16 protein-coding genes are annotated in these 14271 nt (G+C 71.3%); 9 read left to right on the top strand and 7 right to left on the bottom strand.

The features are described from left to right. The first annotated feature begins 35 nt into the window (after positions 1–35). The 3 genes from purS to J3P44_RS00425 all read left to right on the top strand — a co-directional run bounded on the left by purS (position 36) and on the right by J3P44_RS00425 (position 1484). Positions 36–317 (top strand): phosphoribosylformylglycinamidine synthase subunit PurS, encoded by a 282-nt coding sequence (purS, locus tag J3P44_RS00415; protein WP_255888257.1) that lies wholly within the window; start codon positions 36–38, stop codon positions 315–317. Further along, entirely contained in the window at positions 314–982 is a 669-nt protein-coding gene (purQ, locus tag J3P44_RS00420; protein ID WP_255888258.1) for a phosphoribosylformylglycinamidine synthase subunit PurQ, read from the top strand. Before purS ends, purQ begins: the two co-directional genes overlap by 4 nt. 61 nt (positions 983–1043) lie before the next feature. Next, on the top strand, positions 1044–1484 hold the full coding sequence (locus J3P44_RS00425; RefSeq protein ID WP_255888259.1) for a DUF3817 domain-containing protein: 441 nt from the start codon (positions 1044–1046) through the stop codon (positions 1482–1484). 11 nt (positions 1485–1495) lie between these two features. Here the strand turns inward: J3P44_RS00425 and J3P44_RS00430 are convergent, their stop codons facing one another. From J3P44_RS00430 to J3P44_RS00440, 3 genes are all read right to left on the bottom strand, one after another. Beyond that, on the bottom strand, positions 1496–2881 hold the full coding sequence (locus J3P44_RS00430) for a glycoside hydrolase domain-containing protein (protein ID WP_255888260.1): 1386 nt from the start codon (positions 2879–2881) through the stop codon (positions 1496–1498). Between the two features lie 125 nt (positions 2882–3006). After that, positions 3007–3405, bottom strand: coding sequence for a hypothetical protein (locus tag J3P44_RS00435; protein ID WP_255888261.1), 399 nt, complete (start codon positions 3403–3405; stop codon positions 3007–3009). A 14-nt stretch (positions 3406–3419) separates the two neighbouring features. Continuing rightward, on the bottom strand, positions 3420–4514 hold the full coding sequence (locus J3P44_RS00440; protein ID WP_255888262.1) for a hypothetical protein: 1095 nt from the start codon (positions 4512–4514) through the stop codon (positions 3420–3422). A gap of 175 nt (positions 4515–4689) precedes the next feature. Here J3P44_RS00440 and J3P44_RS00445 point away from each other — a divergent pair, with 175 nt between their 5' ends. The 3 genes from J3P44_RS00445 to purL are packed head-to-tail and all read left to right on the top strand — an operon-like array spanning position 4690 to position 8576. Beyond that, positions 4690–5043 carry a hypothetical protein gene (locus J3P44_RS00445; RefSeq protein ID WP_255888263.1) on the top strand — a complete coding sequence of 118 codons (354 nt, stop codon included), beginning with the start codon at positions 4690–4692 and terminating at the stop codon, positions 5041–5043. 1 nt (position 5044) lies between these two features. Further along, positions 5045–6250 carry a hypothetical protein gene (locus tag J3P44_RS00450; protein ID WP_255888264.1) on the top strand — a complete coding sequence of 402 codons (1206 nt, stop codon included), beginning with the start codon at positions 5045–5047 and terminating at the stop codon, positions 6248–6250. Between the two features lie 10 nt (positions 6251–6260). After that, positions 6261–8576, top strand: coding sequence for a phosphoribosylformylglycinamidine synthase subunit PurL (purL, locus tag J3P44_RS00455; RefSeq protein ID WP_255888265.1), 2316 nt, complete (start codon positions 6261–6263; stop codon positions 8574–8576). Between the two features lie 116 nt (positions 8577–8692). Here the strand turns inward: purL and J3P44_RS00460 are convergent, their stop codons facing one another. Continuing rightward, a complete protein-coding gene (locus J3P44_RS00460; protein WP_255888266.1) occupies positions 8693–9475 on the bottom strand; it encodes an ABC transporter permease in 783 nt (260 codons plus the stop codon). Further along, positions 9472–10509, bottom strand: a complete 1038-nt coding sequence (locus J3P44_RS00465; protein WP_255888267.1) for an ATP-binding cassette domain-containing protein — start codon at positions 10507–10509, stop codon at positions 9472–9474. The genes J3P44_RS00460 and J3P44_RS00465 overlap by 4 nt, the downstream gene beginning before the upstream one ends. Positions 10510–10571: 62 nt before the next feature. Here J3P44_RS00465 and J3P44_RS00470 point away from each other — a divergent pair, with 62 nt between their 5' ends. Continuing rightward, positions 10572–11525: a helix-turn-helix transcriptional regulator gene (locus J3P44_RS00470; protein WP_255888268.1), complete on the top strand. Its 954-nt coding sequence runs from the start codon at positions 10572–10574 to the stop codon at positions 11523–11525. Here J3P44_RS00470 and J3P44_RS00475 read toward each other — a convergent pair. Together J3P44_RS00475 and J3P44_RS00480 are read right to left on the bottom strand one after the other, a co-directional pair. Continuing rightward, on the bottom strand, positions 11457–11912 hold the full coding sequence (locus tag J3P44_RS00475) for an MFS transporter (RefSeq protein ID WP_255888269.1): 456 nt from the start codon (positions 11910–11912) through the stop codon (positions 11457–11459). The genes J3P44_RS00470 and J3P44_RS00475 overlap by 69 nt on opposite strands. 24 nt (positions 11913–11936) lie before the next feature. Next, entirely contained in the window at positions 11937–12785 is an 849-nt protein-coding gene (locus tag J3P44_RS00480; protein ID WP_255888270.1) for an MFS transporter, read from the bottom strand. Between the two features lie 68 nt (positions 12786–12853). On the opposite strand from J3P44_RS00480, the gene J3P44_RS00485 reads away from it, so the two are divergent. Continuing rightward, positions 12854–13426, top strand: coding sequence for a winged helix-turn-helix domain-containing protein (locus J3P44_RS00485; protein WP_255888271.1), 573 nt, complete (start codon positions 12854–12856; stop codon positions 13424–13426). 110 nt (positions 13427–13536) lie between these two features. Beyond that, a complete protein-coding gene (locus J3P44_RS00490; protein ID WP_255888272.1) occupies positions 13537–14259 on the top strand; it encodes a prolyl oligopeptidase family serine peptidase in 723 nt (240 codons plus the stop codon). The last annotated feature ends 12 nt before the right edge of the window (positions 14260–14271 follow it).

Raw genomic sequence — 14271 nt, forward strand, 5'->3', positions numbered from 1 at the left:
CGGCCTTCCCACCAGGTTTCACACAGGAGCACTCCGTGGCCCGAGTCGTCGTCGACGTCATGCCCAAGCCAGAGATCCTCGACCCCCAGGGCAAGGCCGTGCTCGGTGCACTGCCCCGCCTCGGCTTCAGCGGCGTGAGCGATGTCCGCCAGGGCAAGCGGTTCGAGCTCGAGGTCGAGGGCGAGATCACCGACGAGGTGCTCGCCGAGATCGACAAGATGGCCGAGAGCCTGCTCTCCAACCCGGTGATCGAGGACTACGAGGTCCACGTCGAGGAGCACTCCGTCGCCGAGATCGCCCAGGGCCGCACCTCATGAAGGTCGGGGTCGTCACCTTCCCCGGGTCGCTCGACGACGTCGACGCGCGCCGCGCCGTGACCATCGGTGGCAACGAGGCGGTCGCGCTGTGGCACGGCGACGACGACCTCAGGGGCGTCGACGCGGTGGTGCTGCCCGGTGGCTTCTCCTACGGCGACTACCTCCGCTGCGGCGCCATCTCGCGGTTCTCCCCGGTGATGGCCTCGGTCGTCGAGGCGGCCGGCAAGGGGATGCCGGTGCTGGGCATCTGCAACGGCTTCCAGATCCTCTGCGAGTCCCACCTGCTGCCCGGTGCGCTGATCCGCAACGACCACCGCAAGTTCGTCTGCCGGGACCAGCGCCTGCGCATCGAGCGGACCGACACCGCGTGGACCTCGGCGTACGCCCCGGGCGCGGAGGTGACGATCGTGCTGAAGAACGGTGAGGGCGGCTTCGTCGCCGACGAGTCGACGCTCGACCGCCTCGAGGGCGAGGGTCGCGTCGTCGCGCGCTACCTCGACGACAACCCCAACGGCTCGCTGCGCGACATCGCCGGCATCTCCAACGAGCGCGGCAACGTGGTCGGCCTGATGCCGCACCCCGAGCACGCCGTCGAGGACCTCACGGGCCCCGGGACCGACGGCCTCGGCTTCTTCACGTCCCTGGTCGAGAAGGCGTTTGCGTGAGCACCCCACGACGTTCTTCTCCTCCGCTTCGCTCCCCCGAACAACGCCGAGGGGACCCCGCGTGAACCCTCGCCGCCTCTACCGGGGCGTCGCCGTCGCGGAGGCGATCACCTGGGCGCTGCTGCTCAGCGGGATGTTCCTCAAGTACGTCACGAGCACGACCGAGCTGGGCGTGCAGGTCTTCGGGATGGTGCACGGCGTCGTCTTCATCGCCTACTGCCTGGTGACGCTCCTCGTCGCGATCGACCAGCGGTGGTCTCTGAGCCGCACCGTCGTCGGCCTGGCCGCGGCCGTTCCGCCGTTCGCGACGCTCCTCTTCGAGGTGTACGCCGATCGCCGTGGGCTGCTCGGTGAGGAGTGGCTCTCGCGGCGCGACAGCCCGACGGCTCGCCAGCGTGCCGTCTGCTGGCTGCTGCGCCACCACCGGCTCGCCGCGGGCCTGCTCGTGGCAGCCGTTGCCGGGCTGACCGGCGTGGCCCTGCTGGTCGGTCCTCCGGCCTGACCGACCCCGGCTCAGAGGCCGCGCTGCAGCTTGTTCCAGGTCTGGCTCGTCGCGACTCCCGAGACGGCGATCCTCAGGCGTGACTGGTAGGCGCGCACGGCGGCCTCGGTCTTCGCGTCGAAGACTCCGGTGGCCCGGAACCGGCCGGCGCCGGCCGCGTTGAGCGCGCGCTGCAGCCGGTGGACCGACTCGTCGACCGAGCCCCGCTTCACCGTCGTACGCGCTCCGGCAGAGAGCAGCGCCGTCCAGTGCCGCTTCTCGAACGTGTCGGTGGGCGTGAACTTGCGGCTGGCCTGCCAGGCACGGGCAGCGGCGATCGTGGCGGGGTCGTAGGCACCGTTGACCGGTCCGGAGTAGGTGCCCTGCTCGGTCAGCAGGCACTGCAGGACCTTGACCCGGGTCGCCTGCGCAGCGGTGGGGGACAGCGTGGGGTACTTCCAGTAGCCGAGCCGGGTGCCGGGGCAACGGCCCTCGGGGACGGCGACGGAGCCGGCACCGAGGTCGATGAAGTTGCTGTCGATGTTGATCGTCACGCCACCCCAGGTCTCGTTGTGGCCGCCGAGGTACTGCTTCATCCGGCCACCCGGACGCCAGCCGTCCTCGGGGATGTAGGTCGTCGAGGTGTTCGCGGCACCGTCCCAGCGCGCGATCCAGATCCGGTCCGGCAGCGCGAACTGGCCGGGGCGCAACCGGCGGGCGTCGTCGAGCATCTTGATGCCCGAGCTGGCGCTGGAGTAGAAGCCGGCGACGTAGCCGTGCTGCTTGATCCGCGTCACCCAGTGGGAGACGAAGACCAGCGCGGACTCGCGGCAGTGCGTGTTGCCGAGGTCGAACCCCTCGAGGTCGTACCAGATCGTGCTGCCGGCCCCGATGCCGTACGCCGTCGCGTCGGCGGCGTTCTTGTCCGCCTCCGCGGCGCCCTGGGCGGCTGCCTTGGCGTAGCCGTTCTTCGTGTCCGCGGAGATCTTGAAGTCGTCGGAGTAGCGCGGGAACCGCGGCTGGCACGACGCCTGCGGGCCGAGGGCGATCGGCAGCAGCCGCCAGCCACGGGCGACCTGGGTGGCGATCCAGGTCGGGCTCAGGTTCGGCTGCGAGCGGCAGGCGCGGGAGTCGCCGGAGATGTAGATGCCGACCGCGGAGAAGGGCGACTTCTTCCACCAGGTGTCCATCGCGGACTGGGTCGGCGCCAGGCACTGGTCGAAGCCGTAGCCGGTGAAGTCGCCAGGGGTGGCCTGCGCGACCTGCCGCTGGGACGCGAGGCGAGGTGTCGTGCCGCTCGTCTCGGCGGTCGCCGGAGGCGATGCCACGGTGGGCCAGGCGAGGACCAGCGCGAGCGCGGTGAGGAGCAGGTGGGCGGTCCGAGTCGGGCGTGGGTGTGTCGGGCGTGGGCGACGCATGGTGACTCCAGCAGGCGGGGAAGGCGGCGAGGCGGAACGCCACAGAATCACACCAGTCACACGGGTAACAGAGGTTCGAGCGAACTACAGGCGTGTAGTTCGCGCGTGTGTCGACGTCCGCGCAGTCAGGAGTCGCTGGGGGGCACCTCGTCGAGGATGAAGTTGCCCTTGGCCTCTTCCTCCTCGATGAGCTCCTCGAAGGCCAGCGCGATGTCCTCCTTGTGCTCCTCGCACATCTTCGTGAGGTGGCCCTGGAGGAGGCTGCCGTTGGGGGACTCGCCGGAGAAGACCTGCTCCCAGGTGTCCTCACCCTCCTTGATCCTGCCGACGAGCGTCTTCATGTCCTCGCCCAGCTCGCCCGACTCGGCCTGCTCCTCGAGCGCCGCCTTCTCCTCGTCGGTCAGCAGCGGACGGGCGTTGAGCTGGTCGACCGTCGCCTGGAGGTCGGCCAGGCTGGCGGTGAGGTCGTCGCGGGCCTCGGCGATGGACGCCAGGATCTCGGCCTGGCTGCGGATCTCGCTCATGTCGTGCGGTGACGTCACGCGATGGCGGGGGTGGGGGCTGTGGGCGCGACAGGTGCCGGGCGCTGCCCGACCGTCGGGGTGGTGATCGAGCCCGGGTCGCGGGTGATGCTGCTCGGCGTGCCGGTCGACGTGGGTGCGGTGGGTGTGGAGACCGGCGCCTTGTCGCCATCGAAGAAGTTCTTGACGGTCTCGATGAAGGACTTGACCTGCTTGAGGATGTTGATGAGCTTCATGATCGCCTTGTAGGCCTTCATGACGGCCTGGAACGCCTGGAACACGGCCTGGACGACGCGGGCCCAGCCGACGCCGGGGATGCTCATGGTGGCCAGCGCCGAGGACACGGTCTGGACGGCAGACTTCACGCACTGCACGACCGATAGGGCGGTCTGCCAGGCGTCGCGGCAGATCTGGACGATGTTCTGCCCCATCTGGATGAGCTGGCCGGCCTGAGTGTTCAGCGAGCCGACCCACGTGCCGATCTGCTTGATCGCGGCGTCGGAGGCACCGCCGGACCAGGTCCTCGAGATGGTCTCCCCGCCGCTCTGCAGGTTGGCCGCCACTCCGGTCATGGACTGGCCGAGGCTGCCGAAGGACGAGCCCTGCGACGAGGCACTGACGACGTCGCCGCCGATCTTCTCGGCGAGCTCGGCGCGGATGTCGAACCCGGTGAGCATCCGGACCAGGTCGCACACGGTGTCGTAGGGGAACCCGAAGCTGATCTGCGGGAGGCTGGTCTCGGTCGGGCCGGCCCGGCGGATCGTGGTGTCGGCGACGTCCCAGAAGCTGCTCGACCCGTCGCGGGCGTCGACGCCGTGGGCGTTGTGACGTCGTACGACGCCGTCCTCGGTCAGCGTGAAGTCGCGAGCCGTGGCCCGCAGCGCCTCGGCGTGGTCGCGCATCCCGGTGCCGTTGTCCTCCAGCGACTGGTTGACCGACGGCAGGAGCGAGTTGTAGGCGCCCATCATCGTCTCGAGGATCGGCCCGAAGTCGGTCTGGACGAGGCTGTTGCCCCCGTTGCGGGCGATGCCGGTGAGGTCGTCGCTGGCGCGCTGGACCTGGGCGGACCAGGCGTCGAGCTCGGAGAGGTCGACGGTCATCACGGCGTTCATCGCGGCTCCTGGGGACGTGCCTGGGGCAGAGGGTGTGCTCGCAGACGTTCCCCGATGTCCCGGCTCCGAAACCGGCCGATGCCGATTTGTTTGCCCACAGGTCGCGCCCGCGGTGTTTGGGCCATCACATGGGGGGTATCCCGCTGAGGTGAGCGGAATCGGGAAGCGTTCCTTGATGCAGGTGGAGCCTGCCAAGCTGGTCGAGCTCGCCGCCTCGTCGGAGCGCATTCTCGCCGCGATGCAGCAGGACTGGGCGAGCGGTCTCGAGGACCTGTCCGGAGCGTGCCGGGCACTGGGCGACGCCACGGGCATGACCAACGTCGCGTCCTCCTACGCCGACTCGCTCACCGACGCGGCCGAGGTGGTCGCCGCCCTGGTCGAGGCCCTCGACCTCGGGGTCTCCGGGCTCGTCGAGGCCGCCCACGACGCCGTACGCACCGACGACACGGTGGCCGCCGACCTGGAGAGGGCCGCCCACGAGGTGAGCGACGGCGACTTCGGTCGTCTCCCGGGATGCGGCGGTCGCTGACGTGCCGGCCAACCCGTGGGAGCTGCGCGCCGACGTCCTACCGCTGGAGGCCGCGGCACAGCGCTGGACCGACATCGCGACGCTGATGGCACGCCGGGGCGACGAGATCGTCGACGCCGCCCGACGAGCCACCGAGGGCTGGGACGCGGCTGCGGCCGAGAGCTACGACCACCACCGACGCCAGGTGCTGGTCAACCTCGACCGGTTCACCACCCTGGCAGGCCAGATCTCCGGGTCGTTGCGGGCGATCAGCGCGATCATCACGTCCTACCAGAAGGAGCTCGACCAGGCCTGGACCAAGGTCGCGCTGGTCCCCCACGAGGTCGTGGGCGAGTCGCGCTACCTCGTCTTCCGCCCCGAGGCCGACGAGGACCGCGGCAAGGTCACGCGCGGGCAGGCGGAGGCCGACGAGATCCGACGCCGACTGACGCTGTCGCTCGACCAGGAGAGCACCCGGCTCCGGGCGGCACGGGCCGAGTTCGTCATGGTCAGCACCGAGCTCAAGACGCTGGCCGGCGCCACCTTCGCCCGGGGTCTGGCGCCGGGTGAGGAGGAGTCCGGTGTGGGCACGGTCCCGCCGGCGTCCACCTCGGTGCTCGGGTCGGCCCAGTCCGGGGTGGCCGGGGCGGCGGGGCTCCCCCCGATCGCTCCGATCTCGGTCTCCATGCCCGACCTCGCCGGCATCTCGCCGACCGGGTCGGCGCCGTTCGCCGCCACCGCCGCTGCCGGCATCACCCGGCGGAGCGGCGGCGGGCGTACGTCCAACGTCGTGCCCCCGATGGGTGGCATGGGCGTCGGAGCCATGGGCGTGCGTGCGGGGGCGACGTCTGGTGGCGCGGCCGGTGGCCGCAGCGGGTCGCGCCGCCTCGCCACGCCGCAGCTGCACAAGCCCGCCGACGACGAGGCTGCGCGGATCGCGCGGGAGAAGGCCGCCGCCGCGCAGGCGGAGAAGGAGGCCAAGCGGGCCGCGCTCGCCGAGAAGCGGGCCGAGCGAGCCGCCCGCAAGGCGGAGCGCCAGGCGGAGAAGGCGCGCGAGAAGACGGACGACCGCGCCGAGCGGGAGCAGCTGGGGGAGGAGGAAGCGTCCGCGGAGCCGGACGCCGACGAGCTCACCCACCAGGGCGACGAGGAGCCCGGCGACCGCCCGGCGGCCATCACGGTCGTCCACTATGCGCCCGGCGAGGAGCCCGAGGAGCCGCGCCGGTAGATTGGGGGCCGTGCCCGAGACGAGCGTCCACCGGTCCGCATCCACCATCTCCGGCGCCTCTGGCACCCTCGACACGGTCGCGGCGGCCTCGGTCGACGCCGAGCGCGAGCAGCCGTGGGCCGACCTGGGCCTGAAGGCCGACGAGTACGCCCGCATCCGCGAGATCCTCGGGCGGCGTCCGACCAGCTCGGAGCTGGCGATGTACTCGGTGATGTGGAGCGAGCACTGCTCCTACAAGTCGACCAAGGTGCACCTCAAGCAGTTCTCCGAGATCCCGCAGGAGACGCCGGTCGGCAAGATGCTGGCGGGCATCGGCGAGAACGCCGGCGTCCTCGACATCGGCCAGGGCTACGCCGTGACGTTCAAGGTCGAGAGCCACAACCACCCGTCGTTCGTCGAGCCCTACCAGGGGGCCGCCACCGGGGTCGGCGGCATCGTGCGCGACATCCTCGCGATGGGCGCCCGGCCGGTCGCGGTCATGGACCCGCTGCGCTTCGGCCCGCTCGACGCACCCGACACCGCGCGCGTGCTGCCCGGGATCGTCGCGGGTGTGGGTGGCTACGGAAACTGCCTCGGCCTGCCCAACATCGGCGGCGAGGCCGTCTTCGACGAGACCTATCTCGGCAACCCGCTGGTCAACGCGCTGTGCGTGGGCGTGCTCCGCCACGAGGACCTCCACCTGGCGAAGGCTTCCGGCGTCGGCAACCAGGTCGTCCTCTACGGCGCCCGCACCGGTGGCGACGGCATCGGCGGCGTCTCCGTCCTCGCGAGCGAGACCTTCGACGAGGGCGGCCCTGCGAAGCGGCCGAGCGTCCAGGTCGGCGACCCGTTCATGGAGAAGCTGCTCATCGAGTGCACGCTCGAGCTCTTCGCCGCCGGCGTGATCGCCGGGATCCAGGACCTCGGCGGCGCCGGGCTCTCGTGCGCCACGTCCGAGCTCGCCTCGGCCGGCGACGGCGGCATGCACGTCGAGCTCGACAAGGTGCCGCTGCGCGACTCCACGCTCGCTCCCGAGGAGATCCTCATGAGCGAGTCGCAGGAGCGCATGATGGCGGTCGTCGAGCCCGACGACGTCGACGCCTTCATGGCGATCTGCGAGAAGTGGGACGTCGAGGCCGTCGTGGTCGGCGAGGTCACCGACACCGGCCGCCTGCACATCGACTGGCACGGCGAGCGCGTGGTCGACGTACCTCCGCGGTCGGTGGCCCACGACGGCCCGACCTACCAGCGCCCCTTCGCTCGCCCCGACTGGCAGGACGCGCTCCAGGCCGACCGCGCCGAGGTGCTGGACCGCCCGTCCTCGGGCGCCGACCTGCGCGAGACGCTGCTGCGGCTGGTGGCCAGCCCCAACCTGTGCGACAAGTCCTGGATCACCGACCAGTACGACCGCTACGTCCAGGGCAACACGGTCCTGGCCCAGCCGGCCGACTCCGGGATGGTGCGCGTCGACGCCGACACCAACCTGGGCGTCTCGGTCTCCACCGACTGCAACGGCCGCTTCGCCAAGCTCGACCCCTACGCCGGGGCCCAGCTCGCGCTGGCGGAGTCGTTCCGCAACGTCGCGACCGGTGGGGCCCGTCCGCTCGCGGTGTCGGACTGCCTCAACTTCGGCTCGCCCGAGGACCCGGCGGTGATGTGGCAGTTCGCGGAGGCGTGCCGCGGCCTCAAGGACGCCTGCCTGGAGCTCGGCATCCCGGTCACCGGCGGCAACGTCAGCCTCTACAACCAGACCGGCGAGACGGCGATCCTGCCGACGCCCGTGGTCGCCGTCCTGGGTGTCATCGAGGACGTCACCCGGCGTACGCCGACCGGCTTCGGGGCCGGGGGCGAGCGGGTGTTCCTGCTGGGCGAGACCCGCGAGGAGCTCTCCGGGTCGGAGTGGGCGCACGTCGTGCACGGCCACCTCGGGGGGCTCCCGCCGCAGCTCGACCTGGCCGCCGAGCAGGCACTCGCCTCGCTCCTGCAGGACGCGGCCCGCGGCGGTGTCGTCACCAGCGCTCACGACCTGTCCGACGGTGGCCTCGCGCAGGCGCTGGCGGAGTCGACCTTCAGCCGCGACATCGGCGTCTCGGTCTCCCTGGCACAGGTCGCCGGAGGCGATGGATTCGTCGCGCTGTTCGCCGAGTCGACCGCCCGCGCGGTGGTCACGGTGACCGACGACCGGGCGGACGCGCTCGTCGCCCTCGCCGAGCGCCACGGCGTACCCGTCACGCCGCTCGGCCGCACCGGCGGCGACACGATCTCCGTCGACGGCCTCTTCGACGTGCCGGTCGCCGAGGTCAAGGAGGCGTGGCGGGCCACGCTCCCCTCGGTCCTCGGCTCCTGACGCTCCACCATGGGATGTCGCTGAACCCGCACTTCCCCTGGTCAATTGATGCAGGGAAGTGCCTGTTCACCGACATCCCATGGTGAACAGGCACTCCCGCGCCGCCCGTACGGCCCTCAGCTGGACCGGCGCATCGCCCGTACGCCGACCCAGAGGCCGAGGGCAGCGACGACCACCGCGCCGGCGAAACCGGCTGCCACGGTGTCCCAGGCGAACGAGCCGGCGAAGAGCGCCCGCACGGCCTCCACGACGTACGTCATCGGGTTGAGGTCCGAGGCGATCTGCAGCCACCGCGGCGCGCCATCGATCGGGAGCAGCACGCCCGCCAGCAGCAGCACCGGGAAGAGCAGCGTCTGCTGGACGGTCCAGAACATCCAGTCCTGACCCTTGGCGGCCAGCGCGAGCGCGAACGACAGGGCGCCGATGCCGACGCTGAACAAGGACAGCACCCCCACACCCACCAGCACCCCGCCGACGTGCAGGTCGAAGCTGAACGGGGTCACGACGGCCAGGATGATGGCGGTCTGCATCAGCATCGGGACCACCTCCTTGAGCGCGCGGCCCACGAGCAGCGACGAGCGGCTGAGCGGGGACACGAGCTGCCGCTCGTGGGAGCCGGTCTGCATCTCCTCCATCAGGTTGGCCCCGGTGAACGACGCGCCCATCAGGCACGTCATGGTCACGATGCCGGGCACGAACCACTGCAGCGCCGAGCCGGTCGCCAGGTCGGGCAGGAGCGGCGCGAACAGCGCCAGGAACACGAGGGGCTGGATCATCGCGAAGATCACCGCCATCGGCTCGCGCCACACCGGCTTGAGCTCACGGTTCATCACGTTGAGGGTGTCGGCCACGAAGCTGCTCTTCGGGGTGTCCATCAGGGTCAGGTCCTGGGCGCTCATGCTGCAACCTCGCTCTTCTCTCCGGCGGCCGGAGTCGTGTCGGTCTGGGGGGTCTCGGCGGCGTGCGCCTCGCGCAGGCTGCGTCCGGTGAGGTCGAGGAAGACGTCGTCGAGCGTCGGGCGCTGGACCTCCACGCGCGCCACCGGGGCGCCGAGGGCGGCCAGGTCGCCGATCAGCTCGGCCACCAGCTCCGAACCGCCGGCGACGCGGATGCTCACCTGGGTGGAGTCGTGTTCCACGCGAGCGCCGGGGACACGACCGGCCCTGGCCGCTGCCGTCGCCGAGGCCTCCGACGTGCCGAAGCCCAGCCGCACCAGGTCGCCCAGTCCCGACTTGAGACGCGAGGCGGTGTCGTCGGCGATCACCAGCCCGTGGTCGATCACGATCACCCGGTCGGCGATCGCGTCAGCCTCCTCGAGGTAGTGCGTGGTCAGCACGATCGTGCTGCCGGTCTGGGCGTGCAGGCGCTGCACGATGGACTGGAGGTTCGCCCGGTTCTGCGGGTCCAGCCCGGTGGAGGGCTCGTCCAGGAACAGAACGCGGGGCAGGTGCACCAGTCCCATCGCGATGTCGAGGCGACGCCGCTGCCCCCCGCTGAGCGTGGAGACCTTGCGGTCGGCCACGGCCCCCAGGTCGAGGTCGGCGATCAGCTCCTCGGCTCGCCGATGGGCGTCGCGGCGGGAGAGCCCGTGGGCCCGTCCCTGGCTGATCAGCTCGTCGCGTCCGCGTTGCTGGTGCCCTGCGCCGTTGCCCTGCCCGACGTAGCCGATCGCGCGGCGTACGTCCCGCTGGCCGGTGACCACGTCGTGCCCGGCGACGCTCGCCGAGCCGGAGGTGGGCGGGATCAAGGTGGTGAGCATGCGCAGAGTGGTCGACTTCCCGGCCCCGTTGGGCCCGAGGAAGGCGACCAGCTCGCCCTGCCCGATCTCGAGGTCGAGGCCCTTGACGGCCTCGACGGTCTGCTTGCGCGAGGTGAAGTGGCGGGTGAGGCCACGGGTCACGATCGCCGGTCCGGTGTTGTGGTGGTGGGTCATGGAGATGACGTTATGGACCCATGCGGTCAGAATCTGTCCGCATTCGGAATATTCTTGGAGACATGAGCACGAGTGAACGGATGCTGCGGCTGCTGTCCCTGCTCCAGACCCACCGCTACTGGCCGGGCCCGGAGCTCTCCGACCGGCTGGAGGTGAGCCCCCGGACGCTGCGGCGTGACGTCGACCGCCTGCGGGAGCTCGGCTACACGGTGGACGCCGTGCGCGGCGCTGCCGGGGGCTACCAGCTGCGTGCCGGCGGGTCGCTCCCTCCGCTGCTGCTCGAGGACGAGGAGGCCGTGGCCATCGCCGTCGGGCTGCGCACGGCGGCCGCCGGAGCGGTCGCCGGGATGGACGACTGGTCGGTCCAGGCGCTGTCGAAGGTGCTCAGCCTGATGCCGCCGCGGCTGCGTCGCCAGATGGACGCAGTGGCCTCCCAGACGGACTCGCCCGGGCCGTGGGAGGGAGCGCCGGTCTTCGACGCCGCGGTGCTCACCACGCTGGCCCAGGCGTGCCGCGACAGTGAGCTCCTCCGCTTCGACTACACCGCGCGCGAGGCGGAGGTGACCCATCGCCGGGTCGAACCCCTCCGCCTCGTCTCGCTCGGGCGACGCTGGTACCTCGTCGCCTGGGACCGCGACCGACTCGACTGGCGCAGCTTCCGGCTCGACCGGATCTCCGCCCCCGAGCCGACCGGCCAGCGGTTCCGAGCGCGCGAGCTTCCCGCAGAGGACGCGCTCGCCTTCGTCCGCCAGGGCATCCGGCAGATGCCCCAGCGCTACGCCGTACGTGTCCGCGTCGCGATGCCCGCCGACACCCTTGCCGGCCAGGTCGGCCGCTGGGGCACGGTGACGCCGGACGGTGACGGCTGCGTGCTCGAGATGAACGTCGACGACCTCGACTGGCCCGTGATGGTGCTGGCTGGCTCCGGAGCCGCCTTCGTCGTCCAGTCACCGCCCGAGCTGGCGGAGCGGATCGCCGAGGTCGGGGAGCGGTTCTCGCAGGTCGCGAGTGCCTGACCGGTCAGATGGCCGGGCCGGCGCCTGTGGCTGCTCCTGCGCCCGCACCCACTCCGACGGCTTGGGCACTGAGCGGATCGAGCGGCTCGAGCTGAGCACGAGTGCCAGGAGGGCGGTGCATGCAACGAGGATGCTCATGGTCGACTGACCGCCCAGCCGTTCGAGAAGCCAGCCGCCGAGGATGGGTGACAGCGGCATGACTGACATCGAGGCGAACTGGCTCGCCGACGAGACGCGTCCCTGCAGGTGGTCGGGGGTCACCGCCATCCGGTAGGAGCCGATGCCGGCGTTGCCCACCGGGTTGAGCAGCAGGAAGAAGAACGTGCAGACGCAGGCCACGGCCGGACCGGACGACAAGGTCAGCGGCACCAGTGGCAGGCAGCACATCCAGCCGATGATCACGGTGAGGGCTCACGTCGGCAGTCGGTGGATGACGCCCGGAGCGAGTGCGGCGCCGAGGAGACCACCCACCCCGGCGGCCGTCGAGACGAGCCCGATCTGGGTCGCCGGAACGTCCTCCTGGACCATCCGCAGGACGACCACGAAGAAGATCGCGTTGGAGACAAGGTTGGTGAGCGAGGCCCACACGAGCAGCGTCCTGAAGAACGGCTGCGCCCACATGAAGCGGAAGCCTCCGGCGAGCTGACGACGCAGCGTTTCATGCTGCCGGCGAGGTGCGGAGAGGTCGGTGCGGATCCGGCTCACGGTGACGCACGCGACGGCGAACGAGACCGCGTCGGCAGCGAAGGGCAGCCATCGCGTGACGGCGTACAACGCGCCTCCAAGAGGTCCGCCAAGGAGCGAGGCGACGTGCTGGCGCGCCTGGTTCTGGCTCAGCGCCGTGGGCAGGTCATCGGTGGGGACGACCGACCTGATCGCCGACGTCTGCGCGGGACTGTAGGCGCCAGCCGCGACACCGCTCACGACGGCGACGGCGAGGAGGTGCGGGAGCGTGAGCCTTCCGAGGGCTCCGGCCACCGCCAGCGAGGAGTACGCCGCACAGCCGGTGGCGCTGGCGAGGACCATGATGCGACGGCGGTCGAGACGGTCGGCCAGCGCGCCGGCAGGCAGCAGCATCGCGCACAGGCCGCCCAGGTAGGCGGCTTCCACGAGTGCGGCGGTGATCGCTGATCCGCTGATGGCGTAGGCGATCAAGGGAAAGACGAACATCGACAGCGCGCTGCCCAGCTCGCTGATCGTGTCGCCGATCCACAGCACCGTGAAGTCGCGGTTGCGAGCGAGCTGTCGGTATCCCGGCATATACGCACCATATGGTGCGCACTTAATGTTGCGCAATAGTGCGTGCGCAATTCGGGTACGGTAGGTGCATGGCCGACCTCCAGCCCGTCAACGACCCCCGCGTGCTCCGTGCCCTGGCGCATCCGGTCCGGGGACGGATCCTGGACGAGATCGAGGCATCGGGCCCGGTCCGCGCGGCCGACGTGGCGCGCGAGCTCGGCATCCCCGCCAACCAGGCAAGCTTCCACCTGCGGCAGCTCGCCAAGTACGGGTTGATCGAGGAGGCGCCGGAGGAGGCTCGCGACAAGCGGGACCGGGTGTGGCGGGCAACCACGACGGCCTCACTCACCGTCAACCTGAGCGAGCTCGAGAGGGCGCCTGGGGGCAAGACCGCGGTCCACCTCTTCCGTCGGAGCAAGCAGGCGTGGGGCCACCACCTCGTGGACCGCGCGTTCGACACCCGCCACCCCAAAGGGAGCGGCGTCTTCACGTCCGCCGAGCACGCCCTGAAGCTGACCGACGCGGAGGCGGACGACCTGCGCAAGGAGCTCGACGCGCTCGTCGGGTCGTGGCAGGAGCGCACGCGCGGTCGCGATTCCGAGCGCCGCACCTACGTGGTCTTCCACCTGCTGCAGCCCTACCCCGACGACGGCGGCAAGTGAGACTGTCGCGACGCGCCGTTCTGGTCGCAGGTGCGATCGCACCCGTGGGCGCCTGCGGCAACCCCAGCGAGCCCGCCCGCACCGAAGACGGCCCTACCGAGGAGCACCCCGTGGAACGACTGGCCTACGGCGACGACCCCAGCCAGTGGGCCGACCTCCACCGGCCCGACGGCACGTCCCGCGGCGTCGTCGTCGTCATCCACGGCGGCTTCTGGCGAGCCCAGTACGACGCCTCGCTCGGCACGCCGCTCGCCGAGGACCTGGTCGCGCGCGGCTGGACCGCGCTCAACGTGGAGTACCGGCGCGTGGGCAACGGCGGTGGCTTCCCGGCCACCTTCGACGACGTCGCGGCCGCGATCGACCTGCTCGCCGACGCCGATGTCGACACCTCGCGCGTCGTCACCCTGGGTCACTCGGCCGGCGGCCACCTGGCCGCGTGGGCAGCCGCACGGACCAGGTTCGCGGCGTGGTCCGGGGGCGTCGAGGTCACCCACGTCGTCTCCCAGGCCGGCGTCCTCGACCTGACGACGGCGCAGGAGGTCGGGCTCGGGGGCGGGGCGGTCGACGCGCTGATGGGCTCGAGCCCCGACCACGCGTCGTACGACCTCGCCGACCCGGCGCGCCACGTCCCGCTCGACGTACCCGTCTGGGCGGTCCACGCGCGCGACGACGACACCGTTCCCTACGAGCAGGCCACGACGTACGTCGCCGCGGCGACCGCAGCCGGCGCCCAGGCCACCCTGGTCGAGGTCACGGGCGGGCACTTCGGCGTGGTCGACCCGGCCAGCCCGGCCTGGGCCTCGATCCTCGAGGTGCTGGACGGCATCGGCTGACCCGCGCCGACT

The organism is Nocardioides astragali, assembly GCF_024436375.1.
Classification (GTDB): domain Bacteria; phylum Actinomycetota; class Actinomycetes; order Propionibacteriales; family Nocardioidaceae; genus Nocardioides; species Nocardioides astragali.